General features: G+C 70.7%; 23 protein-coding genes and 1 tRNA gene. 16 read left to right on the top strand and 8 right to left on the bottom strand.

Going from position 1 to position 23,375, the window contains the following annotated elements:
- Window positions 1-2 precede the first annotated feature (2 nt).
- Together ASD93_RS06310 and ASD93_RS06305 are read right to left on the bottom strand one after the other, a co-directional pair.
- Window positions 3-605: a histidine phosphatase family protein gene (locus ASD93_RS06310; RefSeq protein ID WP_056120287.1), complete on the bottom strand. Its 603-nt coding sequence runs from the start codon at window positions 603-605 to the stop codon at window positions 3-5.
- Between the two features lie 26 nt (window positions 606-631).
- Complete coding sequence (locus ASD93_RS06305) at window positions 632-1,474, bottom strand: Sir2 family NAD-dependent protein deacetylase (protein ID WP_414843697.1); 843 nt, start codon at window positions 1,472-1,474, stop codon at window positions 632-634.
- 84 nt (window positions 1,475-1,558) lie between these two features.
- On the opposite strand from ASD93_RS06305, the gene ASD93_RS06300 reads away from it, so the two are divergent.
- On the top strand, window positions 1,559-2,362 hold the full coding sequence (locus tag ASD93_RS06300; RefSeq protein WP_056120281.1) for a TrmH family RNA methyltransferase: 804 nt from the start codon (window positions 1,559-1,561) through the stop codon (window positions 2,360-2,362).
- Window positions 2,363-2,367: 5 nt separating this feature from the next.
- Here ASD93_RS06300 and ASD93_RS06295 read toward each other — a convergent pair whose 3' ends face one another.
- The gene (locus ASD93_RS06295; protein WP_056120278.1) at window positions 2,368-3,216 is read right to left on the bottom strand and encodes an SGNH/GDSL hydrolase family protein; all 849 of its coding nucleotides are present in this window, start codon (window positions 3,214-3,216) and stop codon (window positions 2,368-2,370) included.
- Between the two features lie 145 nt (window positions 3,217-3,361).
- Here ASD93_RS06295 and ASD93_RS06290 point away from each other — a divergent pair, with 145 nt between their 5' ends.
- From ASD93_RS06290 to ASD93_RS06270, 5 genes are all read left to right on the top strand, one after another.
- Window positions 3,362-5,263 carry a DEAD/DEAH box helicase gene (locus ASD93_RS06290; protein WP_235566895.1) on the top strand — a complete coding sequence of 634 codons (1,902 nt, stop codon included), beginning with the start codon at window positions 3,362-3,364 and terminating at the stop codon, window positions 5,261-5,263.
- Window positions 5,264-5,387: 124 nt separating this feature from the next.
- Window positions 5,388-6,476, top strand: a complete 1,089-nt coding sequence (locus ASD93_RS06285) for a VIT1/CCC1 transporter family protein (protein WP_056120275.1) — start codon at window positions 5,388-5,390, stop codon at window positions 6,474-6,476.
- Window positions 6,477-6,557: 81 nt separating this feature from the next.
- Window positions 6,558-6,643: transfer RNA gene (locus ASD93_RS06280), tRNA-Leu, on the top strand.
- Window positions 6,644-6,702: 59 nt separating this feature from the next.
- Entirely contained in the window at window positions 6,703-8,004 is a 1,302-nt protein-coding gene (locus ASD93_RS06275) for a M20/M25/M40 family metallo-hydrolase (protein ID WP_056120274.1), read from the top strand.
- A 46-nt stretch (window positions 8,005-8,050) separates the two neighbouring features.
- Window positions 8,051-8,875 carry an undecaprenyl-diphosphate phosphatase gene (locus ASD93_RS06270; RefSeq protein ID WP_056120271.1) on the top strand — a complete coding sequence of 275 codons (825 nt, stop codon included), beginning with the start codon at window positions 8,051-8,053 and terminating at the stop codon, window positions 8,873-8,875.
- A gap of 27 nt (window positions 8,876-8,902) precedes the next feature.
- Here ASD93_RS06270 and ASD93_RS06265 read toward each other — a convergent pair whose 3' ends face one another.
- Entirely contained in the window at window positions 8,903-9,772 is an 870-nt protein-coding gene (locus ASD93_RS06265) for a PAC2 family protein (protein WP_056120267.1), read from the bottom strand.
- Window positions 9,773-9,945: 173 nt separating this feature from the next.
- Here ASD93_RS06265 and ASD93_RS06260 point away from each other — a divergent pair, with 173 nt between their 5' ends.
- The 9 genes from ASD93_RS06260 to lnt all read left to right on the top strand — a co-directional run bounded on the left by ASD93_RS06260 (window position 9,946) and on the right by lnt (window position 19,814).
- Window positions 9,946-10,593: an HAD family hydrolase gene (locus ASD93_RS06260; RefSeq protein WP_056120264.1), complete on the top strand. Its 648-nt coding sequence runs from the start codon at window positions 9,946-9,948 to the stop codon at window positions 10,591-10,593.
- Window positions 10,590-11,597 (top strand): tRNA (adenine-N1)-methyltransferase, encoded by a 1,008-nt coding sequence (locus ASD93_RS06255; RefSeq protein ID WP_056120262.1) that lies wholly within the window; start codon window positions 10,590-10,592, stop codon window positions 11,595-11,597. Before ASD93_RS06260 ends, ASD93_RS06255 begins: the two co-directional genes overlap by 4 nt.
- Window positions 11,598-11,606: 9 nt before the next feature.
- Window positions 11,607-12,542: an FKBP-type peptidyl-prolyl cis-trans isomerase gene (locus ASD93_RS06250; RefSeq protein ID WP_056120259.1), complete on the top strand. Its 936-nt coding sequence runs from the start codon at window positions 11,607-11,609 to the stop codon at window positions 12,540-12,542.
- 57 nt (window positions 12,543-12,599) lie between these two features.
- On the top strand, window positions 12,600-13,595 hold the full coding sequence (locus ASD93_RS06245) for a helix-turn-helix transcriptional regulator (protein ID WP_056120256.1): 996 nt from the start codon (window positions 12,600-12,602) through the stop codon (window positions 13,593-13,595).
- Window positions 13,592-14,554: a helix-turn-helix transcriptional regulator gene (locus tag ASD93_RS06240; RefSeq protein ID WP_200950599.1), complete on the top strand. Its 963-nt coding sequence runs from the start codon at window positions 13,592-13,594 to the stop codon at window positions 14,552-14,554. Before ASD93_RS06245 ends, ASD93_RS06240 begins: the two co-directional genes overlap by 4 nt.
- Before the next feature lie 73 nt (window positions 14,555-14,627).
- Window positions 14,628-14,876 (top strand): Sec-independent protein translocase subunit TatA, encoded by a 249-nt coding sequence (tatA, locus tag ASD93_RS06235; RefSeq protein ID WP_056120252.1) that lies wholly within the window; start codon window positions 14,628-14,630, stop codon window positions 14,874-14,876.
- Between the two features lie 66 nt (window positions 14,877-14,942).
- A complete protein-coding gene (gene tatC / locus ASD93_RS06230; protein ID WP_056120922.1) occupies window positions 14,943-15,704 on the top strand; it encodes a twin-arginine translocase subunit TatC in 762 nt (253 codons plus the stop codon).
- A complete protein-coding gene (locus ASD93_RS06225) occupies window positions 15,701-18,196 on the top strand; it encodes a DEAD/DEAH box helicase (protein ID WP_056120249.1) in 2,496 nt (831 codons plus the stop codon). The genes tatC and ASD93_RS06225 overlap by 4 nt, the downstream gene beginning before the upstream one ends.
- A gap of 37 nt (window positions 18,197-18,233) precedes the next feature.
- On the top strand, window positions 18,234-19,814 hold the full coding sequence (gene lnt / locus ASD93_RS06220) for an apolipoprotein N-acyltransferase (RefSeq protein ID WP_056120246.1): 1,581 nt from the start codon (window positions 18,234-18,236) through the stop codon (window positions 19,812-19,814).
- A gap of 3 nt (window positions 19,815-19,817) precedes the next feature.
- On the opposite strand, the gene ASD93_RS06215 is transcribed toward lnt, so the two are convergent.
- The 4 genes from ASD93_RS06215 to ASD93_RS06200 all read right to left on the bottom strand — a co-directional run bounded on the left by ASD93_RS06215 (window position 19,818) and on the right by ASD93_RS06200 (window position 22,556).
- Window positions 19,818-20,201 (bottom strand): RNA polymerase-binding protein RbpA, encoded by a 384-nt coding sequence (locus tag ASD93_RS06215; RefSeq protein WP_056120244.1) that lies wholly within the window; start codon window positions 20,199-20,201, stop codon window positions 19,818-19,820.
- Window positions 20,202-20,338: 137 nt separating this feature from the next.
- Window positions 20,339-21,118 carry a glycerophosphodiester phosphodiesterase family protein gene (locus ASD93_RS06210; protein ID WP_056120241.1) on the bottom strand — a complete coding sequence of 260 codons (780 nt, stop codon included), beginning with the start codon at window positions 21,116-21,118 and terminating at the stop codon, window positions 20,339-20,341.
- Window positions 21,115-22,077 carry an SPFH domain-containing protein gene (locus tag ASD93_RS06205; protein ID WP_056120238.1) on the bottom strand — a complete coding sequence of 321 codons (963 nt, stop codon included), beginning with the start codon at window positions 22,075-22,077 and terminating at the stop codon, window positions 21,115-21,117. The genes ASD93_RS06210 and ASD93_RS06205 overlap by 4 nt, the downstream gene beginning before the upstream one ends.
- A complete protein-coding gene (locus tag ASD93_RS06200) occupies window positions 22,074-22,556 on the bottom strand; it encodes an NfeD family protein (RefSeq protein WP_056120234.1) in 483 nt (160 codons plus the stop codon). Before ASD93_RS06200 ends, ASD93_RS06205 begins: the two co-directional genes overlap by 4 nt.
- A gap of 45 nt (window positions 22,557-22,601) precedes the next feature.
- Between ASD93_RS06200 and ASD93_RS06195 the strand changes: the two genes are divergently transcribed.
- Window positions 22,602-23,375: an SDR family oxidoreductase gene (locus tag ASD93_RS06195; RefSeq protein ID WP_056120232.1), complete on the top strand. Its 774-nt coding sequence runs from the start codon at window positions 22,602-22,604 to the stop codon at window positions 23,373-23,375.

The following is a 23,375-nucleotide window of genomic DNA, read 5'->3' as shown; positions in this document are numbered from 1 at the left end:
GCCTAGGCCACCGCTCCCGCGTACGACAGCAGGCGCAGACGGTCGCGCTCGAACAGCACCTCGTGCGCCGACCCGTTCGCGAGCCGCTCGCCGACGGGCGGAAGCTCGCCGCCCGAAGCATGACGGATGACCTCGCGGATGAGCGCACCGTGGGTGACCACGACCAGGCGAGCCTCACCGGGACCGGTGGCCAGGCGGTGATCCCGCACCGCGTGCGCGAGGGCCGACAGGGCGCGGCGGCGCAGCAGGGACGACGGCTCGGCACCGGGGACCTCGGCCGTGTGCCAGTCGCCCCAGCGCTCCTGGAACTCCGCGGCATCGATGCCCTCGGCCTCGCCGTACGACCGCTCACGCAGGCCGGGGTAGACGCGAGGGCCGGGCAGACCCAGTTCGGCGCCGATGATCGCGGCCGTCTCGTACGCGCGGGAGAGGTCGCTCGAGACGATCGCGACAGGCCGTTCACCCAGACCCGCCTGCAGCGCAGCAGCGGCGGCGCGCGCCTGCTCGCGGCCGGTGTCGTTGAGCGGGATATCGGTCGACCCCTGGATGCGCCGGGCGCGATTCCAGTCGGTCTCGCCGTGTCGGATGAGGGTCAGCGCGGTCACGCGACGAGCCTACGACGCGCGGCCTGTCAGAGCGCTGAGGGGAGGGCGCCGGCGAGGGCGCGCAGCACCTCGCTCGTGCCCGCGTCGACTTTGACCGTCGCGCGGGCGTCGGCGCGGGTGACGCCCCGGTTCACGATCACGACGGGCAGTCGGCGTCGCCGCGCGCGCTCCAGCAGGCGGATGCCGGAGTTCACCACGAGCGACGAGCCGGCGATCACGAGCCCGTCGCTCGCCTGGACGAGCTGCTCCGCCTCACGGAACTTCTCGGCGGGGATGAACTCCCCGAAGAAGACGACGTCGGGCTTCAGCATCCCGCCGCACACCGTGCACTGGGGCACGACGAATCCGTCGCTGCTCTCCGGAAGGACGTCGCCGTCGGGGCCGAGCGCGACACTGTCGGGAACGGTGATCCACGGGTTGTCGGCCTCGACGCGCACGGCGAGGTCGCGGCGGTCGAACACCTGCCCGCAGTGCGTGCAGAACACGCGGCGCATTGTCCCGTGCAGCTCGACCACGCGACGGCTCCCCGCTCGCACGTGCAACCCGTCCACGTTCTGCGTGACGACGCCGGTGGCCACCCCGCTCTGCTCGAGTTCAGCGATGGCACGGTGGCCGTCGTTGGGCTCCGCGGCCGCGAACGTGCGCCACCCGAGGTGGCTGCCGACCCAGTACCGCCGGCGCGCGGCCTCGTTCGCGAGGAACTGCTCGGCGGTCATGGGGGTGCGCACCGGGGCGCCTCGGCCGCGGTAGTCGGGGATGCCCGAATCCGTGGAGACGCCCGCGCCCGTGAGGATCGCGATGCGCCGGCCTGCCAGGGCGTCGATCGCGCGCGAGAGCGAGCCCGCCGCTGCGGCATCGAGCTCGGTCACGATCGACACGCGATCACCCCCTTCGGGTCAGAGTGTAGGGCTCGCGGTTTACCGGGATGTTACGCCGCGTGCGAGAGTGGGGCCGTGGGCATCGAGCGGATCGAGACGGCGGACGACGCTCGCCTGGCCGATTACCGGGATCTCACGGATGTCGCGCTCCGCCGCGTCCTCGAACCCGCCGGCGGGCTCTACATCGCCGAGTCGGCGAAGGTGATCGCCCGCGCCGTGGCAGCCGGACACCGCCCGCGCTCCGTGCTCGTGCAGGAGAAGTGGCTGCCGGATGTCGCGGCACTCGCGCTCGCTCCGGACACACCCGTGTACGTGGTCGCCGCCGATGTCACCGAGCAGCTCACCGGCTACGCGGTGCACCGCGGCGCCCTGGCGGCGATGCACCGGCCGGAGCTGCCGTCCGTGGCGGAGGTCCTCGAGGATGCGCGACTGGTCGTCGTGCTGGAGGACATCATCGACCACACCAATGTCGGGGCGATCTTCCGTGCCGCCGCAGGCCTCGGCGCCGACGCCGTCCTCGTGAGCGCACGCTGCGCAGACCCGCTCTACCGGCGCAGCGTGCGGGTGAGCATGGGCACGGTCTTCCAGGTCCCGTGGACGCGCCTCCCGGCGTGGGGCGAGGCGCGCAGCATTCTCCATCGCGAGGGGTTCCATCTCGCAGCCCTCGCCCTGTCGGATGAGGCCGTGCCGCTGGATGCCTTCCGCGCGGCCGGACACGAGCGCGTCGCCCTGATGCTCGGGGCCGAGGGCGACGGCCTGAGCCGGGCCGCCCTGGCGGCCGCGGACAGCGTCGTGACGATCCCCATGGCGGGCGGCGTCGACTCGCTCAATGTCGCAGCCGCGAGCGCCGTGGCGCTGTGGGAGCTGCGGGGGAGCTGACGAGGTCAGGCCTTCTCGTCGCGCTCGAAGCCGGGTGCGGGAGTCAGCGTGGTGACCGGAAGCGCGTCCGGCCGCTTCGCCGTGACCGTGTCGCCGGAGGACTGGTGACGCACGCGTCGCAGCACCCACGGAACGAGGTGCTCGCGCGCCCAGACGAAGTCGACCGCACGTGCCTCGCGCCAGGTGCGCGCCGGGAAGGGGTCGGGCTGCATCGGCTGCAGGTCGTTCGGCACGTTCAGCGAGCGCAGCACCATGCGGGCGACCTCGTGATGGCCGAGGGCGTTGTAGTGCAGCCGGTCGTCGTCGAAGAAGCGCATGTCCTGCACCTCTTTGAGCGCCCACTGATCGGCGACCACGCAGTCGTACTTGTCGGCGATCGCCCGGATGTTCTCGTTGTAGATCGCAACGCGCCCACGGATGCCGCGGAACACCGGCGTGAAGTTGGTGTCGATCCCCGTGAACACCACGACGGTGGCGCCATCGCTCGAGAGCCGCACGACGGCGTCCTCGAAGATCTGAGCCACGGCGTCGGGATCGGCGCCCGGACGGATCACGTCGTTGCCACCGGCCGAGAAGGTCACGAGGTCGGGCTTGAGAGCGATCGCCGGCTCGACCTGCTCCTCGACGATCTGGCCGATCAGACGGCCGCGGATCGCGAGATTGGCATAGGCGAAGTCGTCGACCTGCTGCGACAGCACCTCGGCGACGCGGTCGGCCCAGCCACGGAGGCCGTTCGGCGCCGTCGGCTCGGGGTCACCAACGCCCTCGGTGAAGGAGTCGCCGATGGCGACCCAGCGCCGCCACGGGTGGGGCTGGGGATTGGGAACGTAGGGGGTTCGGTGATCGTCACTCATGGGCACGTCTTCCTCGGCTCGCGGCCGATGCCCAGGCTACCCCGAGCGTGCGACAGGGTCTCCCGGCCGCCGCGCGGGTCGGCGCCGTCGTGTCGTCCGGGTCGTCTATCGTGGTGACTCGTTGTCCGCGGCAGGGGGAGGTGCGATGCACGACGAGTCGGTCCTCGAAGCGCCGCACACCGCACCCGAGCAGACTCCGCCGTCGCCGCACGATGCCCACGATCCCGGCTCGCCGCCGGACGACCCGCACATCGGCAGCTTCCGCGCCGAGCATCTCTCCCCGTCCTTCCCGCAGCGGGCCCCGTGGGGTACGGCCCAGCGGCTGCGCGCCTGGCAGGCCGAGGCGCTCGACCTGTACTTCGGCATGGACGGTCCCGACGGCGTCGGCGGCGGTCCGCGCGACTTCCTGGCCGCCGCGACCCCGGGCGCCGGAAAGACGACGTTCGCCCTCCGGCTCGCGAGTGAGCTGCTGCGCCGTCGCATCATCGACCGCATCGTGGTGGTCGCGCCGACCGAGCACCTCAAGACGCAGTGGGCGGATGCTGCGGCCCGCGTCTCCATCCGCCTCGACCCCGCCTTCAGCAATCGACACAGCGCCCCCGCGCGGCACTACCACGGCGTCGCCGTGACCTACGCGCAGGTCGCGGTGAAGGCATCCGTTCACCAGCGCCTCACGATGGACGCCCGCACTCTGGTGATCCTCGACGAGGTGCACCACGGCGGCGACGCCCTGAGCTGGGGCGACGCGCTGCGCGAAGCGTATGCGCGGGCCGCGCGTCGTCTGCTGCTGTCGGGCACGCCGTTCCGCAGCGACACCGCGCCGATCCCGTTCGTGGAGTACCACCCCGACCAGCACGGCATCCGCCTCTCGCGCACCGACTACGCCTACGGCTACCGGCGCGCGCTCGAGGACGGCGTCGTGCGACCCGTCATCTTCATGGTCTACGCCGGGCAGATGCGCTGGCGCACCAAGACCGGCGACGAGATGGAGGCCCAGCTCGGGCAGGACAACACGAAGGACATCACGTCGCAGGCCTGGCGCACGGCGCTCGATCCTGCGGGGGAGTGGATTCCGGCCGTCCTCCGCTCCGCCGACCGCCGTCTCGGCGAGGTGCGCGAGCAGGTTCCGGATGCCGGTGGCCTGGTGATCGCGACCGATCAGACGGCCGCCCGCGCCTACGCCGACATCCTGCGTGACATCACCGGCGAGGAGCCCACCGTCGTGCTCTCCGATGAAGCCGAGGCCTCGTCGCGCATCGAGACGTTCTCGGCCGGCACCAGTCGGTGGATGGTCGCGGTGCGCATGGTGTCGGAGGGCGTGGACGTGCCGCGCCTGGCCGTCGGGGTCTATGCGACGTCGGCCTCGACTCCGCTGTTCTTCGCGCAGGCGATCGGTCGCTTCGTGCGTGCGCGCCGCCGTGGCGAGACGGCGAGCGTGTTCCTCCCCAACGTGCCGCAGCTGCTCGCCCTCGCGGGCGAGCTCGAGCGCCAGCGCGACCACGCGCTGGACCGTGAGAGCGACGGCGACGAGTGGAACGCCGAGGAAGACCTCATGGATGCGGCGGAGCGGGAGGACTCGGCATCCGATGCGCTCACCGAGGAGTTCACGTACCAGGCGCTCGGCTCCCTCGCCCACTTCGATCGCGTGCTCTTCGACGGCAAGGAGTTCGGTCAGCTCGCGGTGCCCGGGACGCCCGAGGAGGAGGAGTTCCTGGGCCTTCCCGGCCTGCTCGAGCCCGAGCACGTCCACGAGCTGCTCCTGCAGCGCCAGGCGCGTCAGGGTCGGCACCGCCGGGCGCGCGAGGACCGCGAGGCGGACAGCCCCGACGAGGAGCCCGCACTCCCGCAGGCCCTCCACCGCTCGCTCAAGGAGCAGCGGCAGCTGCTCAACAGTCTCGTCGGGCTCTACGCCCGCCAGTCCGGAGAGGCGCACGGCCTCGTGCACGCCGAACTGCGCCGCGTCTGCGGCGGGCCGGCGGTGTCGCACGCGACGGTCGCGCAGCTCCAGGCGCGCATCGACGTGCTCCGCAAGCGGGTGCGCGCCTGATCGAGGTCGCCCGCACGCGGTTCGGATCCCCGAAATGCTGGCAATCCCGGCCCGCGCGGGGTGCGGCATCCGCTCGCGAACTAGCGTGGAGAGGTTCCCCGACGCACCCGGCCTGGAGGCCCCGATGAGCGCGCCCGCCGCCCCGAACGCCCGCGACCGACGTCGCTGGGCCCGCTACCTCGTCAACGAGCGTGCGGAGGCCCGCGTGTACCGCGAGCTCGCGAGCCGCCGCGAGGGGGAGGAGCGCGACATCCTGCTGGCACTGGCCGAGGCCGAAGGCCGGCATGAGGCGCACTGGCTCGCGCTGCTGGGCGGTGAGCCGGCTCGGCTGCCGCGCCCGGACGCGCGGACGGTGCTGCTGGGCTCGATGGCCAAGCGCTTCGGCTCGATCTTCGTGCTCGCTCTCGCGCAGAACGCCGAAGCCCGCTCGCCCTATGACGACGAGCCGTTCGCCGCTCCCGCGATGGCCGCCGACGAGAAGATCCACCACGAAGTCGTCCGTGGTCTGGCGGCCCGCGGACGCCGGCGCCTCTCCGGCACGTTCCGCGCCGCGGTGTTCGGCGCGAACGACGGACTGGTCTCGAACCTCGCCCTCGTGATGGGCATCGGCGCCACCGGCGTGGCACCCCAGTTCGTCCTCTTCAGCGGCATCGCGGGACTCCTCGCCGGCGCGCTCTCGATGGGCGCGGGGGAGTTCGTCTCGGTCCGCTCGCAGCGGGAGCTGCTGGCCGCCACCGAACCCAGCGACTTCGCCGACGGCGCGATCCCGCACCTCGACATCGACGCGAACGAGCTGGCGCTGGTCTACCGCACCCGCGGGATGCCCGAGGACGAGGCAACGACCCGTGCCCGGCGCGCCGTCGAGTCGGCGCGCGCGCTCGGCGAGGGACGCACGCACACGTCGCCCCTGGACATCGTCGACCACAGCGAGGTGATCGGCAGCGACTGGGGCGCGGCGCTGTCGAGCTTCCTGTTCTTCGCCTCCGGCGCGATCATCCCCGTCCTGCCGTGGATCTTCGGGCTGTCGGGTGCCGCGGCAGTCGTGGTCGCCCTCGTCCTCGTCGGGATCGCGCTGCTGTGCACCGGGGCCGCGGTGGGCCTCCTCTCGGGCGCGCCGCCGCTGCGTCGGGCGCTGCGCCAGCTCGGGATCGGCTACGGCGCTGCCGCCGTCACCTACGCCCTCGGACTGCTGTTCGGGGTGTCCGTGGGATGACGCGCGCGGGGTCGCACCGATTCGTTGAACGTCTGGTGACGTGGTAATGTCGGTCCTCGGTTGCGAAACCGAAACCACCTTGCGCGGGTGGCGGAATAGGTAGACGCGCTAGCTTGAGGTGCTAGTGCCCTTTAACGGGCGTGGGGGTTCAAGTCCCCCCTCGCGCACAGTACGAACAAGGCCCCCGAAAGGGGGCCTTCTTCGTCGAGACGATAGGTTGGTCGGCATGCCTTCGTCCCCGCTCGACCTGCCAGAGGTCGCCGCCGTCGCACGGGATCTGATCCGCATCGACACCACCAATCACGGGGGCGGGCGAGCGGTCGGGGAACGGGAGGCGGCCGAGTACGTCGGCGGGTATCTGTCCCGGCTGGGGCTCGTTCCCGAGTTCTACGAGCCGATCCCGCGTCGCACCAACGTCATGGCTCGCGTTCCCGGCCGCAATCGCGACAAGCCCGCGCTCGTGCTCCACGGGCACCTCGACGTCGTGCCGGCGATCGCCTCCGATTGGAGCGTCGACCCGTTCGAGGGGATCGTGCGCGACGGGATGCTGTGGGGCCGCGGCGCCGTCGACATGAAGGACATGGACGCCATGATCCTCACGGCGGTGGCGGACATCCTCCGTGCGGGTGAGCAGCCCGAGCGCGACCTCGTGCTCGCCTTCTTCGCCGACGAGGAGAACGGCGGCGTCGAGGGATCGGCGCTCGTCGTCCAGGATCGGCCGGAGTGGTTCGACGGTGCCACCGAGGCGATCAGCGAGGTCGGCGGCTACTCGATCTCCGTCGGCGACCGCCGCGCCTACCTGCTCCAGGTCGGCGAGAAGGCCCTGGTGTGGATCCGTCTCGTCGCGCGCGGCCGCGCCGCCCATGGATCGAGCTTCCACGGCGACAACGCCGTGACGACCCTCGCGACCGCCGTCGCGGCGCTCGGGCGCGCCGAGTGGCCCGTCACGCTCACCGAGACGACGCGGGAGATGGCGGTCCGGCTCGGCGAGCTCACCGGCGTGGGCTCCGACGATCCCGACGCGGTGGCGGCCGCGACGGGCGCGGCATCCGGATTCCTCCGCTCGACGCTGCGCACGACGACCAATCCCACCGGACTCACCGCCGGCTACAAGCACAACGTGATCCCCGACCGTGCCGAGGCGCTCATCGACGTGCGGGTCCTCCCCGGCACCGAGGAGGCGGCCCTCGCCGACATCCGGCGCATCGTCGGAGACGCCGTCGAGGTCGAGATCGTCCACCAGGACATCGGTCTCGAGGTGCCGTTCTCCGGAGACCTCGTGGATGCGATGGTGTCGGCCCTCGATCGTCACGATCCCGGCATCCCCGTCATCCCGTACCTCATGGGCGGCGGAACCGACAACAAGGCTCTCGCCGCGCTCGGTATCGCCGGCTATGGATTCGCCCCGCTGCGCCTGCCCGCCGACCTCGACTTCACGGGGATGTTCCACGGCGTCGACGAGCGCGTGCCCATCGATTCCCTCGTCTTCGGCCAGCGCGTGCTCGCCGACCTCCTCCGCACCTACTGAACGAACCGCGGGACGCACCCCGGGCATCCCGCAGCGAAAGGCGCCCATGTTCCTCGAGGCGATCATCCTCGGCATCGTCCAGGGACTCACCGAGTTCCTGCCGGTGTCCTCCAGCGCGCACCTGCGCATCCTCGGCGAGCTCCTGCCGTCCGCGCAGGACCCCGGCGCCGCCTTCACCGCGATCACGCAGATCGGCACCGAGGCCGCCGTCGTGCTCTTCTTCTGGCGCGACATCGTGCGGATCATCGGTCACTGGTTCCGGTCGCTGTTCGGAAAGATCCCCCGCAACGACCCCGACGCTCGCATGGGCTGGCTGATCATCGTCGGCAGCATCCCGATCGTCGTGCTCGGCCTGCTCTTCCAGGACCAGATCGAAACCGTGTTCCGGTCGCTGTGGCTGGKGGCGGCGATGCTCATCCTCTTCGGCGTGCTGCTCGGCATCGCCGACCACGTGGGCGCGAAGAAGCGCAAGCTGGAGGACATCACTGTCGGCAACGGCGTCATCTACGGCTTCGCCCAGGCGCTCGCCCTCATCCCGGGCGTCTCGCGCTCCGGCGGCACGATCACCGCGGGGCTCTTCATGGGGTTCGAGCGCGCCGCCGCCGCGCGGTACGCGTTCCTGCTGGCGATCCCGGCGGTGTTCGGCAGCGGCTTCTACCAGCTTTTCAAGAGCTGGGACGAGCCGGGCGTGTTCACTCTCGGAGAGACCGCGGTCGCCACGGTGGTCGCCTTCTTCGTGGCGCTCGGGGTGATCGCGTTCTTCATGAGCTGGATCTCCAAGCACAGCTTCCTGCCGTTCGTCGTCTACCGCGTCGCGGTCGGATCAACCCTGCTGGTGCTGCTGAGCATAGGTGTCATCGAGGCCTACTGATCAGGCCCGCTGACACGCCGGATGCCGCTACCGGCGCGGGTCGTCGCGCCCGGGCTTGGTCGGCCCGTCGCCGCCGCCGCGGCGCAGGTATCGCTCGAACTCCTGCGCGATCGCGTCGCCGGATGCCTCGGGGGAGTCCCACGTGTCGCGCGTGCGCTCGAGCTGGTGGATGTACTCCGTCATCTCCTCGTCGTCTGCCGCGGCGGCATCGATCGACGCCTCCCAGGCGGCTGCCTCGGTCGCGAGGTCGCCGCGCGGGACGGTGGCGCCGGTGAGGTCCTCGAGGCGGTCGAGGAGCGCGAGGGTCGCCTTGGGCGACGGGGTGTGGCCGGCGACGTAGTGGGGCACGCTCGCCCACAGACTCGCCGAGGGGATTCCGGCGGCGTCGGCCGCGTGCCCGAGAACGCTCAGGATGCCGACGGGGCCTTCGTAGGTGCTGCGCTCGAGCTCGAGGGAGGTGCGCAGGGCGTCGTTGTCGCTCCCGGCGAACACCGAGATCGGGCGCGTGTGGGGTACGTCCGACATCATCGAGCCCATCGAGAGGAAGCCGGTGACGTCCTCGCGGAGCGCGATGTCGATGAACTCCGACGCGAAGGCCTGCCACGCACGGGCCGGCTCGACACCCGTCAGAAGCCACAGCTGGGTGCCGCCGCGCGTCGTGCGGGTCGGGCGCAGCAAGGCGGCCTCAGGCCACTTGAGCGTGCGCGTGCCGTCGCCTTCCGTGGCGATCTGCGGGCGGGTGTACTGGTAGTCGAAGTACAGCTCGGGGTCGACGGCGAAGACGGTCTCGTACGTCCCGCCCTCGCGGAGCGCGGTGATGGCGGACGACGCGGCTTCCCCGGCATCGTTCCATCCGTCGAACGCGGCGATGAGCACTCGGCGTCCCAGTCCGTCCACGTGGCCTCCTCCACCCGAGGTGCGGGTTCCTTCCAGGATAGGCCCGGTGCGGCGCAGCGGATCCAGCCATCCCGCGCGCCCCCGTACCGTGTCGTCGTCGCCGGGGAGTCGACGTGGCCGCCGGATACCATGGAGCAGTGAATCCCGCGCCTCTTGCCGCCGTCCTGTGGGATATGGACGGCACCCTCGTCGATACCGAGCCCTATTGGATGGCGGCAGAGACTCCGCTCGTCGAGAGTTTCGGAGGGACGTGGTCGCACGAGCAGGCGCTGAGCCTGGTCGGGATGGGCCTCGAGGACTCCGCGCGGATCTTCCAGGAAGCGGGCGTCCGGATGGGCGTGCAGGACATCATCGACCACCTGACCGACGACGTCATGCGCCAGCTCGCCACCAAGGGCGTGCCGTTCCGCGCGGGCGCGCGCGAGCTCCTCGCCGACCTCCGCGCCGCGGGCATCAAGACCGGCCTCGTCACGATGTCGCTGCGCCGCATGGCCGACACCGTGGTCGACCTCATCGACTTCGACGCCTTCGACGTGGTGGTCGCGGGAGATGAGGCGACGCGCCCCAAGCCCTTCCCCGACCCCTACCTCCAGGCGTGCGAGATCCTCGAAGTCACCCCCGACGAGGTCGTGGCGATCGAGGACTCGCCCAACGGCCTGCGATCGGCCGTGGCGTCCGGCGCTGCCGTGATCGGCGTCCCCCTTATGGTGTCGCTCACGGGCGCCGGCGCCCACGTCCTGTGGCCCACTCTGGAAGGCCGCACCACCGCGGACGTGGCATCCTTCCACGCCGCCCACCGTGCCGAGGAGGCAGCCCGATGACCGAACGACCCAGCGGTCCCTTCCGCTTCGGCGACCGCGTGCAGCTGACCGGCCCCAAGGGCCGCCTGCACACGGTGACCCTCCGCGAGCGCGGCGAACTCCACACGCACCACGGGGTGCTCAAGCACGAGCAGCTCGTCGGCCAGCCCGACGGGTCGGTCGTCGCCAACAGCGGTGGCCACGAGTACCTGGCGCTGCGGCCGCTGCTGCGCGACTTCGTGATGTCGATGCCGCGCGGCGCGGCCATCGTGTACCCGAAGGACGCCGCGCAGATCATCGCCGAGGCCGACGTGTTCCCGGGCTCCGTGGTCGTGGAGGCCGGCGTCGGCTCGGGTGCGCTGTCGCTGTGGCTGCTGCGCGCGATGGGCGCCGAGGGGCGCCTCATCTCCTTCGAGCGGCGTCCGGAGTTCGCCGAGGTCGCGCAGGCGAACGTCGAGACCTACCTGGGGGAGACTCCGGAGAACTGGCAGGTGGTGGTCGGCGACCTCGTCGAGTCGCTGCCGGCTGCGGTGGCTCCGGCATCCGTCGACCGTGTCGTGCTCGACATGCTCGCGCCGTGGGAGTGCATCGACGTCGTGTCCGACGCGCTCACGCCGGGTGGGGTCGTGCTCTGCTACGTCGCCACCGCGACGCAGCTGAGCCGTGTGGCCGAGTACATCCGCAGCACCGGGCTGTTCACGGACCCCGAGGCCAGCGAGACCATGGTCCGCGGCTGGCACGTCGAAGGGCTCGCGGTGCGCCCGGACCATCGGATGGTCGCGCACACCGGCTTCCTGCTGTGGGCGCGCCGCCTCGCGCCGGGCGCCGTTCCGCCGGAGGTGCGGCGACGTGCATCGAAGTCGAGCTACGGCGACGAGGACGTCGAGCTGTGGACGCCCGGAGCCGTCGGCGACCGGCAGATCACCGACAAGAACCTGCGCAAGCGCGTCAGGGAGGCGCAGCGGGCGGCCGACGGCGCTCGCCAGGCGGGGACCGCGGCGGGCGAGCCGGACGCTTCCGCCTAGACTGTTCCGGTGCGCAAGATCCCCGCTGCCCTCGCGATCCTCGGACTCGCGGCCGTCGGCCTGGCCGGCTGCTCGCTTCCCGCCGCCTCCGACTGCCCCCGCCCCGACGGCGGCGGAGACGCGCTCGAGCTCATCGAGGTGACAGGACCGACGGATGCCGCGCCCGAGGTCGACATCTACACCCCGTTCACCGCGTCCGAGACCGAGTTCGCCGACGTCGAGCAGGGCGACGGCGAGGTGCCCATCACCACGGGCGACCAGCTGGTGGTCCTCGATCTGAGCCTGTACGCCGGCGAGACGGGGGATCAGCTCGTCTCCACCGGCTATGACGGCGACCTGTCGCAGCCGCTCCCGCTGGCGCAGTGGACCGAGTCCGTGCCCGCGCTCGATGACGCGCTCCAGTGCGCGTCCGAGGGCTCACGCGTCGTGGTCGCCGTCGGGCCCGACGACATCGAGGAGGCGGCTGCCGCCAGCGTGGGTCTCGCCGAGGGCGATTCGGCTGTCGTCGTCGTCGATGTGCGCAAGGTGTATCGCGCGGCGGCGGACGGCACGCTCCAGTTCAACAGCGGTATGGGCCTCCCCGCGGTGGTGCGTGCACCCGACGGACACCCGGGCGTCGTGATCCCCGACGGCGAAGCCCCCACGGAACTCGTGGTGCAGACCCTCAAGAAGGGCGACGGTCCGGTGGTCGAAGCCGATTCGATCGTGCGCGCGCACATCCTCGCCGTGTCGTGGGACGACAAGGAGCAGCTGAACTCCACCTGGGAGACCGCGCCGCAGTCGATTCCGCTCACCGGGGATCCCGTTCTCGCTGACGTGCTGGTAGGCCAGACCGTCGGCTCCCAGGTGATGGCCGTGGTGCCCGCCGAACTCGGTGGGACCGAGCAGGCGACCGTCTTCGTGTTCGACATCCTGGGCCTCGACGCCGCCGCGCCCGCGCAGTAGTGCCGCGCAGCGGGTCGGCGAGGCTGTCCGCCCGCCCCCCGACCCTAGGATGAGTGGGTGCCTGCGAACGCGCCTGCGAAGAACCCGCCCGAGGAGCGGCTCGTCAATCTCGTCGTCGCGCTCATGGCGACCGACCAGGGCCTGACGAAGGACACCATTCTCACGTCGGTGTCCGGGTACCGCGAGCAGTCCGTCGCGGGGGCGTCGAAGGACGCGCTCGAGAAGATGTTCGAGCGTGACAAGGAGTCCCTCCGCGGCCTCGGAGTCCCCATCGAGACGATCGGCGACTGGGCCGATCCCGACGACCTGCGCGAGGCCCGCTACCGGGTCCCGACGGCCGAGTACGAACTCCCCGAAGACATCGAGTTCACTCCCGCCGAACTCGCCCTGCTCAACCTCGCGGGTGGGGTGTGGAGTGAGAGCTCCATGTCGGACGACGCGCGCAGCGGCCTGCGCAAGATCCGGGCGCTCGGCATCCCCGTCGATGAGCCGATCATCGGCTATTCGCCGCGTATCAGTCTCCACGACCCCTCTTTTCCGCTGTTCCAGCAGGCGATCGAGCAGTCCCGGGTGGTGAAGTTCCCCTACCTCAAGCCCGGGGAGGAGTCGCCGCGCACGCGCCAGGTGCAGCCGCTGGCGCTCGTCGAGTACGAGGCGCGCTGGCACGTCTTCGGCATCGACCTCGGCGCCGGCGGCGACCGCACCTTCCTGCTGCAGCGCATCGTCGGCCCGGTCGTGCTGACGCGTGAGACCTTCGATCCGGCCCTGCGCGAAGGAGCGGGCGACCGCGCGCTGCGCGGACTGGAAGAGGTCGCCGCCCGCAGCACGGCGCTGCTCGAGGTCGATCCCGGCACCGAGGCCGCGCTGCGCCTCGCCCGTCGCGCCACGCCGGCCGATCAGGGCATCCACGTGCGTTACGTCGACGTGCACATCTTCGCGGAGGAGCTCGCCTCCTACGGGCCCGAGGTCCGCGTGGTCGAACCCGAAGAGCTACGCGATCGCGTGATCGAGCGCCTGGCCGCCGCACGCGATCTGAACGGAGCATCCGCGTGACCGCTCGTCGCTCCCTGGTCGCCACCGACCGCGCCGCCCTCATGCTCCAGCTCGTGCCGTACTTGATCGGCAAGGGCGAGGTGTCGATCGCGGAGGCCGCTGACGAGTTCGACGTCGCGCCGGACCAGATGCGGGCGATGGTCGAGAAGCTGACGGTCATCGGGCTCCCCGGCGACGGCGGCTACTGGCAGATGTCGAACGACCTCTTCGATATCGACTGGGATCTGCTCGACCAGCGCGACCTCGTCGTCATCACGAACTCGGTCGGACTCGAGCGCGCGCCGAAGCTGACCGCGCGCGAGGCGGCCGCTCTCCTCGCCGGGCTTCAGCTGGCCCGCACGATCCCGGGGGTCGGCGACACCGACCTGTTCACCGGTCTCCTGGCAAAGCTCGCGCGCGGCGCGTCGGGCACACCCGCCGAGGTCATCGTTGCTCCCGGCCCCGTCGACACGGTGCGCGATGCGGTCGCGACGGCCCTCCGCCAGGGCGTGGCCGTCTCCTTCACGTACAAGGCTCCGGATGCCGCCCCCACGACACGCACCGTCGACCCGGTCAAGGTCCACATCGCCGACGGCCAGTGGTATCTGCAGGGCTGGTGCCACCTGCGCGAGGCGATGCGCACATTCCACCTCGATCGGGTGAGCGACCTGCAGCTGACCGACATCGCCATCACCCACGCGGGGGAGCGCACGCCGGGGTGGTTCGAGTCGGACGAGGACGACCTGGTCGCCCGCATCCGCTTCCCGGAGGCTGTCGCCCGGCTGCTCGGCGACTACCTGGACCGCGCGACCATCCAGACGAGCGGCGGGATGAGCACCGCGACGATGCGTGTCGCCGACGAGTTCAGCCTGCGACGGCTCGCGGTGCGTCACGGTGGCGACGTCGAGGTGCTCGAGCCGGCGGCCGCCCGCCGTGCCGCCGCGGAATGGGCAGAGGCCGGACTCGACCAGTATCGATAGGGTCGCGCAGGTGCCGACCTGCCCGCGCCGGGCGGGTTATCATGGGGTCAGCCCACACGACGAGGAGTAACTCATGGGAAACCTCCAAGGATGGCACCTGCTGATCATCCTCGCCGTCATTCTGCTGCTCTTCGGCGCGGCCAAGCTTCCGGCACTGGCCAAGAGCATGGGGCAGTCCGCCCGGGTCTTCAAGGGTGAGATGAAGGCTATGAAGGACGAGGACAAGCCCGCTGACGGCGTCGCGCCGTCCGTCGCCGCTCCCGTCGAGGCATCGACGCCGTCCGAGCCGGCGACCGGCGGGGCCTCAGAACCGAAGCAGTAGCCGGTCGTGGTCACGACCGACCCACCGCGCACCGACGACGCCCGGCCGCCGCGCAAAGAGAAGCGGATGTCGCTCGGCCAGCACCTGGTCGAACTGCGCAAGCGGCTGATGATCGGAGCCCTCGCGCTCGTCATCGGCATGATCGTCGCGTTCTTCATCACCGATTGGGTGATCTACCTGATCACCGAACCGATCCGGGTGATCGCCGAACAGGATGGTGACTCCGCCCGTGTCGAACTGATGTTCAGCACCGTGACCTCCGCCTTCGATCTCAAGCTGCGCATGTCGTTCGCGATCGGTCTGCTGATCTCGGCGCCCATCTGGCTGTGGCAGATCTGGGCCTTCATCATGCCCGGCCTGACGCGCAAGGAGGTCCGGTACACGATCGGCTTCGTCTCGGCCGCCGTCCCGCTGTTCTTCGCCGGCTGCTACGTGGGTCTGCAGGTGATGCCACACATCGTCGAGATCATGGCGACGTTCGTGCCCGAGGGTGGAGCGTCGTTCTATGACGCGCAGTATTACTACGACTTCGTCTTCAAGCTGCTGATCTTCATCGGCGTCGCCTTCGTGCTCCCTGTTTTCCTCGTCGCGCTGAACCTCGCGGGCGTGATGTCGGGGATGGCGATTCTGAAGGGCTGGCGCGTCGCGGTCCTGGTCGCGACCGTTTTCGCGGGCCTCGCGACACCTGCGGCCGACGTCATCAGCATGCTGATGCTCGCGGGCATCCTTGTCGCGCTCTTCTTCGCCGCGGCAGGACTCTCCCTCCTCTTCGATCGGCGCCGCGCGAAGCGCGAGTCGAACATCCTGCCCGCGGCGGCGGGCGAGTGACCGACCCCGGGCCGGCCGAGCGGTTCGCGCGGGCGCGCGATTCCGCCGAGGCATCCCGGAGCCATCCGGTGACCGCAGACTTCGCGGCATCCCAGCGATTCACCCTCGACGATTTCCAGATCGCCGGATGCCGCGCCCTCGAGGACGGCCGGAGCGTGCTCGTGGCCGCGCCCACCGGCGCGGGGAAGACGATCGTCGGCGAGTTCGCCGTCCACCTGGCGATGCGCGAGTCCGGCGACAAGGCCTTCTACACGACCCCGATCAAGGCGCTGTCGAATCAGAAGTTCCGTGAGCTGCAGGACGTGTACGGAGCCGACCAGGTCGGGCTGCTCACGGGTGACACGAACATCAACGGGAACGCCCGCATCGTGGTCATGACGACCGAGGTGCTGCGCAACATGCTCTACGCCGACTCGCCGGCGCTGCGGGGGCTGCGCTACGTCGTCATGGACGAGGTGCACTACCTCGCCGATCGGTTCCGCGGGGCGGTGTGGGAGGAGATCATCATCCACCTGCCGCAGAACGTGCGGCTGATCTCGCTCTCGGCCACCGTGTCCAACGCCGAAGAGTTCGGCGACTGGCTCGACACGGTGCGCGGCGACACCGAGGTCATCGTGTCCGAGACCCGGCCGGTGCCGCTCGAACAGCACGTGCTCGTGCGGGGCGATCTGCTTCCCCTGTTCGACGATCGCGCCGGCATCGCCACCGCCCAGGTGAATCAGGAGCTCATGCGGATCCGGTCGTTCAAGGGTCCGAACTTCGAGAACAACCGGCGCGTGCAGCAGATGTCCAGCGCGCGCAACGCGGGGTACGAGGCATCCCGCCGCCGTCCGAACCGCGGCGGAAGGCGGCCGGTCCGCTCGGCGAACGTGCAGCGGATAGAACGCCTCGACCGGCCCGACGTCGTCGAGCTGCTCGCGCGCTCGAACCTGCTGCCGGCGATCTTCTTCATCTTCAGCCGCGTCGGGTGCGACGCCGCCGTGCAGCAGGTGCGGCGCGCCGGCGTGCGCCTGACGAACCAGGAGGAGCGGGCCGAGATCCGGGCGATCGTCGAGGAGCGCACCCGCACCCTGCACGACGAGGATCTCGCCGTGCTCGGCTACTGGGAGTGGCTCGAGAATCTCGAGCGCGGCGTCGCCTCGCATCACGCCGGCCTCCTGCCCGCCTTCAAGGAGGTCGTCGAGGAGCTCTTCCAGCGCAAGCTGGTGAAGGTCGTGTTCGCCACGGAGACGCTGGCGCTCGGCATCAACATGCCTGCCCGCACCGTGGTGCTCGAGAAGCTGGAGAAGTTCAACGGCGAGGCGCGGGTCGCGATCACGTCGGGGGAGTACACCCAGCTCACCGGTCGCGCCGGGCGCCGCGGGATCGACGTCGAGGGCCACGCCGTCGTGCAGTGGACCGAGGGCCTTGACCCCCAGGCCGTCGCGGCGCTGGCCTCGCGGCGTACCTATCCGCTGAACTCGAGCTTCCGCCCGACGTACAACATGGCCGTGAATCTGATCGACCAGTTCGGCCGGTCGCGGGCGCGCGAGATCCTGGAGTCCTCGTTCGCACAGTTCCAGGCGGACCGGGCTGTGGTGGGGCTCGCCCGCCAGGTGCGGGAGCAGGAGGAGTCGCTGGCCGGCTACGAGCAGGCGATGACGTGCGATCGGGGCGACTTCGCCGAGTACTCCGGCATCCGCCGGGACCTGAGCGATCTGGAGAAACTCAACCGCAAGGACGCGAACGCATCCCGCGCGACCCGTGACAAGCGGCAGAAGGAGATCGGCGGCCTCCGACGGCGGATGCAGCGGCATCCGTGTCACTCGTGCCCCGAGCGCGAGCATCATGCGCGCTGGGCCGAGCGGTACTGGAAGCTCAAGCGCACGATCGACAAGATGCGTCAGCAGATCGCGACGCGCACCGGCACGGTGGCCCGCATCTTCGACCGGGTCGTCGACGTGCTCGGTGAGCTCGACTACGTGCGCGTCGACGACGGCGCGACCAGCCTCACGCCGGCGGGGCGCACGATGCGGCGCATCTACGGCGAGCGGGATCTCCTCGTCGCCGAGTCCCTCCGGCTCGGGCTGTGGCGCGATCTGGATGCCGCGTCCCTCGCCGCGCTCGCGTGCTGCCTCGTCTACGAGCCCCGTCGTGACGAGGGCGGCCCGAACGAGCGGGCGCTCCCGCGCGGACCTTTCCGCACCGCGTTCGCCGAGACGCTCGACCTGTGGCAGCGCCTCGACGACCTCGAGCGCGAGCACCGCCTTCCGGGGTCGGAGCCGATCGCGGCGGGACTGGCGCAGGCTATGCACGCCTGGGCGCGCGGAGGGATGCTGGACCGCGTCCTCTCCGAGGCGGATATGGCGGCGGGCGACTTCGTGCGCTGGTCCAAGCAGACGATCGACCTGCTCGATCAGCTCTCCATCGTGGCCGACGCCCCGATCGCCACCACGGCCCGCAAGGCCCTCGACGCGGTGCGCCGCGGCATCGTGGCCTACTCGGGCGTCTGACAGCGGCCCCACAGCCCGCGGCGCTTAGGGTTGTCACGTGCCTCTCGCCGCCGCGCCGCGCCCGATCCTGCCGTTGTGGGCGGCCGTGGCGGCATCCGTCGTCTCGGGCCTGCTGCTGACGACGGCGTTCCCTTCGCTGTCGTGGTGGCCCATCGTGTTCGTCTCGGTGCCGCTCGCACTCGTCGGTCTCGTGGGGCGCCGTGCGTGGTCCGCAGTGCTCGTCGGATTCGCGTTCGGCGCCGCCTTCTTCTTCGTGAACCTCTCGTTCACGGCGCGTTATCTCGGCCCCGTGCCGTGGGTGGCGCTGTCCATGCTCGAGGCGACGATCACGGCGGCCTTCGCGGTCCCGATCGCACTGGCGTACCGCTGGACGCCCCGCCTGCTGCCCGGCGCGTGGGGACGGCTCGTCGTGCTGCCCGCCCTCGTCGCGGGGCTGTGGACACTGCGCGAAGAGGTGCTCGGCACCTTTCCGTACGGCGGCTTCCCCTGGGGGCGCCTCGGGATCTCCCAGGCGAACGGGCCGCTCGCCGATGTGGCGTCCTGGGTCGGTGTGTCGGGACTCTCCTTCCTGATCGTGCTCGTGTGCGCCGCCGGTGTGGAGTACGTGCGCCTCGGGCGCTGGCGCGATCTGCGCACGGCGCTCCCCGTCGCTCTCGCGATCGTCGCGCTGGTGCTGCCGCCGCAGTTCCCGACGTCGGCGAACGGCGCGATCCGCGTCGGCGCCGTGCAGGGCAACGGTCCCACCGGCTACTTCGACGAGCGCCGCCCCGACGACGTGCTCAATGCGCAGCTCGAGGCGACTGCTCCGCTTCTCGGGGAGGACATCGACGTCCTGCTGTGGCCCGAGGGCGGCATCGACTCCGATCCGACGCAGGACGACTCGACGGCCGCGGTGCTCGACGCCCTGGCGGAGCGCATCGGCGCGCCGCTCCTCGTGAGCGCTGTGACGCAGCGCGGTGAGGAGTACTTCAACTCGTCGCTGCTGTGGGAGGCCGGCGCCGCCAATCCCGTCGACACCTACGACAAGCGGCATCCGGTGCCGTTCGGCGAGTACGTGCCGGACCGCTGGCTGTATCGGATGTTCGCGCCGGACCTGATCGACCTCATCCAGCGCGAGTACACGCCGGGAACGTCCTCACCGGAGTTCGACGTCGACGGCGTCGGCGTCGGCCTCGCGATCTGCTTCGACGTCATCTACGACGACGTGATCTGGGAGGGCGCGCAGGACGGCGCCGAGGTCTACATGTTCCAGACGAACAACGCCGACTTCCGCGGCACGAACGAGAACCTTCAGCAGCTGGCGTTCGCGCGCATGCGGGCGATCGAGACGGGGCGCTCCGTCGTCAACCTCTCGACGGTGGGCACGAGCCAGGTGATCGCCTCCGACGGCACGACGATCGACGGGCTCGCGGCCGACACGGCGGGGCACATGCTGACCGATGTGCCGCTGCGCACCGGGCTCACGCCGGCCGTGGTCGCGGGCGCCGGGATCAAGGGGTTCCTCGCGTGGGGGAGCCTGACGGCTCTGGCAGCCATCGGCATCGTGCTGGGCGTGCGTACGCGCCGCCACGCGAAGACGCCGGCTCCCGAAGGAACCGGCGTCGAACCGAGCGGGTGAGGCTCAGGCGCTGATCTTGTCGAGGGTGACATCCTCGCCGGCGCCGCGACGGGCGCGAACGTAGGCGAGACGCTCCTCGAGGAGCTCTTCGAGCTCGGGGACCGTGCGGCGCTCGAGCAGCATGTCCCAGTGGCTGCGGGGAATCTTGTCGCCCGAGTGGTCGACGGTCGCGGTGCCGTCACCGACGCGGAGGAGAGCCTCTGCACCACAGGTGCGGCACTCCCACGCCGGGGGAACCTCGGCGTCGGCCGCGAAAGTCAGCTTGGTGTCGCGCCCGCAGGCCGTACACGTGTAGGCGTGCTGTGCACGCTCGTGGAAGACGACGCCCTCTTCGCTCTGTAGGCTCTGGGCGCCGAGCCGGATGCCGCGCAAGCTGCGGTCTGCCATTTTGTGGTCCTCTCGTCGCTGTATAGGTATAACGAAGCGACCTGTGCGGATCATCCGAAAGGGCGTTGGGACGACCCGTTTCACAGTGGATGCACAGCACAGCCGCGAGCGCGCGCGCCGCTGGTCGACGGCCCTCGTCAGTGCAGCTCGCGCAGAGCGAGATCGGCGCGATCCGTGACGATCCCGTCGACCCCCAGGTCCACGAGCCGGGCCATGTCGGCGGGCTCGTTCACGGTCCAGACATGCACCTCGACACCGTTCGCATGCGCGGCCGCGACCAGCCTCGGCGTGACGATGCGGATCCGACCCTGCCGCTCGGGAACCTGCAGCGCGTCGACCCCGTCCAGCGCCCTGCGCACCCCGCGCCGGGAGCGCAGGGCGAGCGCGGCGACGAGCCGCGTGATCGTGGCGCTTCCCGCAGACGTGGCAGGACGGATGCCGCGCCCGGCCGCCTCTGCTGCGGCAAGTGCCGCCCGGCGACGGTCGTCGGAGAAGCTCGTCAGCAGAACACGCGCTCCGTGCGGCGCGACGAGGCGCCCGACCGGTTCGGCCGCGCCGGCGGCCTTGACGTCGAGGTTGAAACGCACCGTGGGAAAGGCGTCGAGTGCCTGAGCGAGCGTGAGGAGTCCGCCGCGCTCCGACATGAGCGACTCCAGCTCGCGCAGGCCGACGGCGGCGACGGGCCGGGGATCGCCGGTCACCCGCGACAGGTCGTCATCGTGGAAGAGCACGACGACGCCGTCCGCGGTGAGGTGGCAGTCGGACTCGACGTACTCGGCTCCGGCCGAGTGCGCGGCCGCGACAGCGGCGAAGGAGTTCTCCACGATCCCGTGCGCTGCTTCCGCAGGGGTGACGAGTCCGCGATGCGCGAGCACGCGCGGCGTCGCCGCACCTGCGAACCAGGGATGCGCGCTCACGGCGCGGGCGGCTGAATGCCCGGCGCCTTCTCGTCACCGCGAGCTCGTGCCCCGGCATCCTGCGCCGCACCGAGGAACGAGCCGCTCAGGCCCTTGAGCGCCTCGGTGAACTCGGTCGGGATGATCCAGAGCTTGCTCGAGGCGCTGTCGGCGATCTTCGGCAGGGTCTGGAGGTACTGGTAGGCGAGGAGCTTGTCGTCGGGGTTGCCCGTGTGGATCGCGTCGAAGACGGTCTGGATGGCCTCGGCTTCACCCTGAGCGCGCAGCACCTGGGCCTGCTTGTCGCCCTCGGCCTTGAGGATCTCCGCCTGCCGCTGGCCCTCGGCCGTCAGGATCGCGGACTGCTTCGTGCCCTCGGCCGTGAGGATGAGCGCGCGGCGGTCGCGCTCCGCGCGCATCTGCTTCTCCATGGAGTCCTGGATCGACAGGGGCGGATCGATCGCCTTGAGCTCCACGCGTCCGACGCGGATGCCCCACTTGCCCGTCGCCTCGTCGAGCACGACGCGCAACTGTCCGTTGATGTTGTCGCGACTCGTCAGCGCCTCTTCGAGGTTGAGGCCGCCGACGACGTTGCGCAGGGTTGTGGTCGTGAGCTGCTCGACGGCCCCGAGGTAGTTCGCGATCTCGTAGGTCGCGGCGCGGGCGTCGGTGACCTGGAAATAGACGACCGTGTCGATCGACACCACGAGGTTGTCCTCGGTGATCACCGGCTGCGGCGGGAAGGAGACCACCTGCTCGCGCATGTCGATCAGCGGCCGCAGGCGGTCGATGAACGGGACGAGCAGGTTCAGGCCCGGCGCGAGCGTCTTGTGGTAGCGCCCGAGCCGCTCGACGATGCCCGCGCTCGCCTGGGGGATGATGCGGATAGACCGCGCGATCACGACCAGGACGAAGATGAAGACCGCGATGGCGAGCAGCCACGCGACGGTCGTGGGGATCAGGGTGTCGAGATCGCTCATGCGGTCGGGTCCTCCGTAGACGTGGGGATCGTGGCGCGGACGACGGCGGTCGCGCCGTCGATGCGGCTGACAGTGACCGGCGTGCCGGGTTGGAGCTCGCCCGCGTCGGAGCGGGCGGTCCACACATCGCCGTTGGACAGGCGCACCTGGCCGCCGTGGGAGTCGACGGTGGAGACGACGCGGCCGCCCAGGTCGATGAGAGCGTCGACGTTCGACGGCGTGGGGTCTTCACCGCGCCGCAGCCTCCGCAGCAGCGGGGGCCGCAGGAACAGCACGAGGACGGCGGCGACGATCGCAGCGATGATGACCTGCAGCCAGATCGGTGCTCCGGCGAGGTCGGCGCCGAGCCCGGCGAGGCCGCCGATGCTCAGCATCAGGAAGGTGAAGTCCAGCGTGAGCATCTCGATCACGAGGAACACCAGGATGAGCACCAGCCACCCGATCCATGCGTACTGTTCGATCGTCTGGATGAGCTCCACTGTGCGCCTCCTTGTCCTTCGAACCTAGCAGGTAGGGTCGAGGGCGTGACTGAGACATCCACACCGCTCCCCGCCGGCTCGCTGAGCGGCAAGACCGCCCTCGTGACCGGCTCGTCGCGGGGTATCGGCGCCGATACCGTGCGCTACCTCGCCGAGGCGGGCGCGAACGTCGTGATCAACTATCGCAACAAGGCCCCGCGTGCCGAGAAGCTCGCCACCGAGCTGCGGGGACTCGGCGTCGAGGCCCTCGTCGTCGGCGCCGACCTGACCGACGCGGAGTCGGTGCAGGCGATGTTCGACGAGGTGCAGCGCACCTTCGGTCACCTCGACATCCTGGTGCTGAACGCGTCGGGCGGCATGGAATCGGGCATGGCCGAGGACTACGCGCTCCAGCTCAACCGCGACGCGCAGGTGCGCGTGCTCGAGACGGCCCTGCCGCTCCTCGGCGACGGCGCGCGCGTCGTGTTCGTCACGAGCCACCAGGCGCACTTCATCCGCACGACGCCCACCATGCCGGAGTACGAGCCGGTGGCGCTGTCCAAGCGCGCCGGCGAGGACGCCCTCCGCGAGCGCATTCCCACCCTCGCCGACCGCGGCGTCGGCTTCGTCGTCGTCTCGGGCGACATGATCGAGGGCACGATCACCGCCACGCTCTTGGAGCGCGCCAACCCTGGAGCCATCGCGGCGCGCCGCGAGGACGCGGGCAAGCTGTACAACGTGTCGGAGTTCGCGGCCGAGGTGGCCGCGGCTGCCCTCGATCCGGTGCCGGCTGACAACACGCGCCTCGTCGGCGACACCGATTCGTTCGACGGGGAGTGA

The sequence above is a fragment of the Microbacterium sp. Root180 genome, assembly GCF_001428485.1.
In the GTDB taxonomy this organism is placed as follows: Bacteria; Actinomycetota; Actinomycetes; order Actinomycetales; family Microbacteriaceae; genus Microbacterium.
Note: the sequence above shows the minus strand (reverse complement) of the source record. Positions and strands in the feature narration are given on the sequence as shown.

Excerpts from the sequence above, each read along its gene's own strand:
- ASD93_RS06295 (WP_056120278.1), bottom strand. The coding sequence starts at position 3,216 with ATGAGTGACGATCACCGAACCCCCTACGTTCCCAATCCCCAGCCCCAC.
- ASD93_RS06290 (WP_235566895.1), top strand. The coding sequence starts at position 3,362 with ATGCACGACGAGTCGGTCCTCGAAGCGCCGCACACCGCACCCGAGCAG.
- ASD93_RS06285 (WP_056120275.1), top strand. The coding sequence starts at position 5,388 with ATGAGCGCGCCCGCCGCCCCGAACGCCCGCGACCGACGTCGCTGGGCC.
- ASD93_RS06275 (WP_056120274.1), top strand. The coding sequence starts at position 6,703 with ATGCCTTCGTCCCCGCTCGACCTGCCAGAGGTCGCCGCCGTCGCACGG.
- ASD93_RS06260 (WP_056120264.1), top strand. The coding sequence starts at position 9,946 with ATGGACGGCACCCTCGTCGATACCGAGCCCTATTGGATGGCGGCAGAG.
- ASD93_RS06255 (WP_056120262.1), top strand. The coding sequence starts at position 10,590 with ATGACCGAACGACCCAGCGGTCCCTTCCGCTTCGGCGACCGCGTGCAG.
- tatA (WP_056120252.1), top strand. The coding sequence starts at position 14,628 with ATGGGAAACCTCCAAGGATGGCACCTGCTGATCATCCTCGCCGTCATT.
- tatC (WP_056120922.1), top strand. The coding sequence starts at position 14,943 with ATGTCGCTCGGCCAGCACCTGGTCGAACTGCGCAAGCGGCTGATGATC.
- ASD93_RS06215 (WP_056120244.1), bottom strand. The coding sequence starts at position 20,201 with ATGGCAGACCGCAGCTTGCGCGGCATCCGGCTCGGCGCCCAGAGCCTA.
- ASD93_RS06205 (WP_056120238.1), bottom strand. The coding sequence starts at position 22,077 with ATGAGCGATCTCGACACCCTGATCCCCACGACCGTCGCGTGGCTGCTC.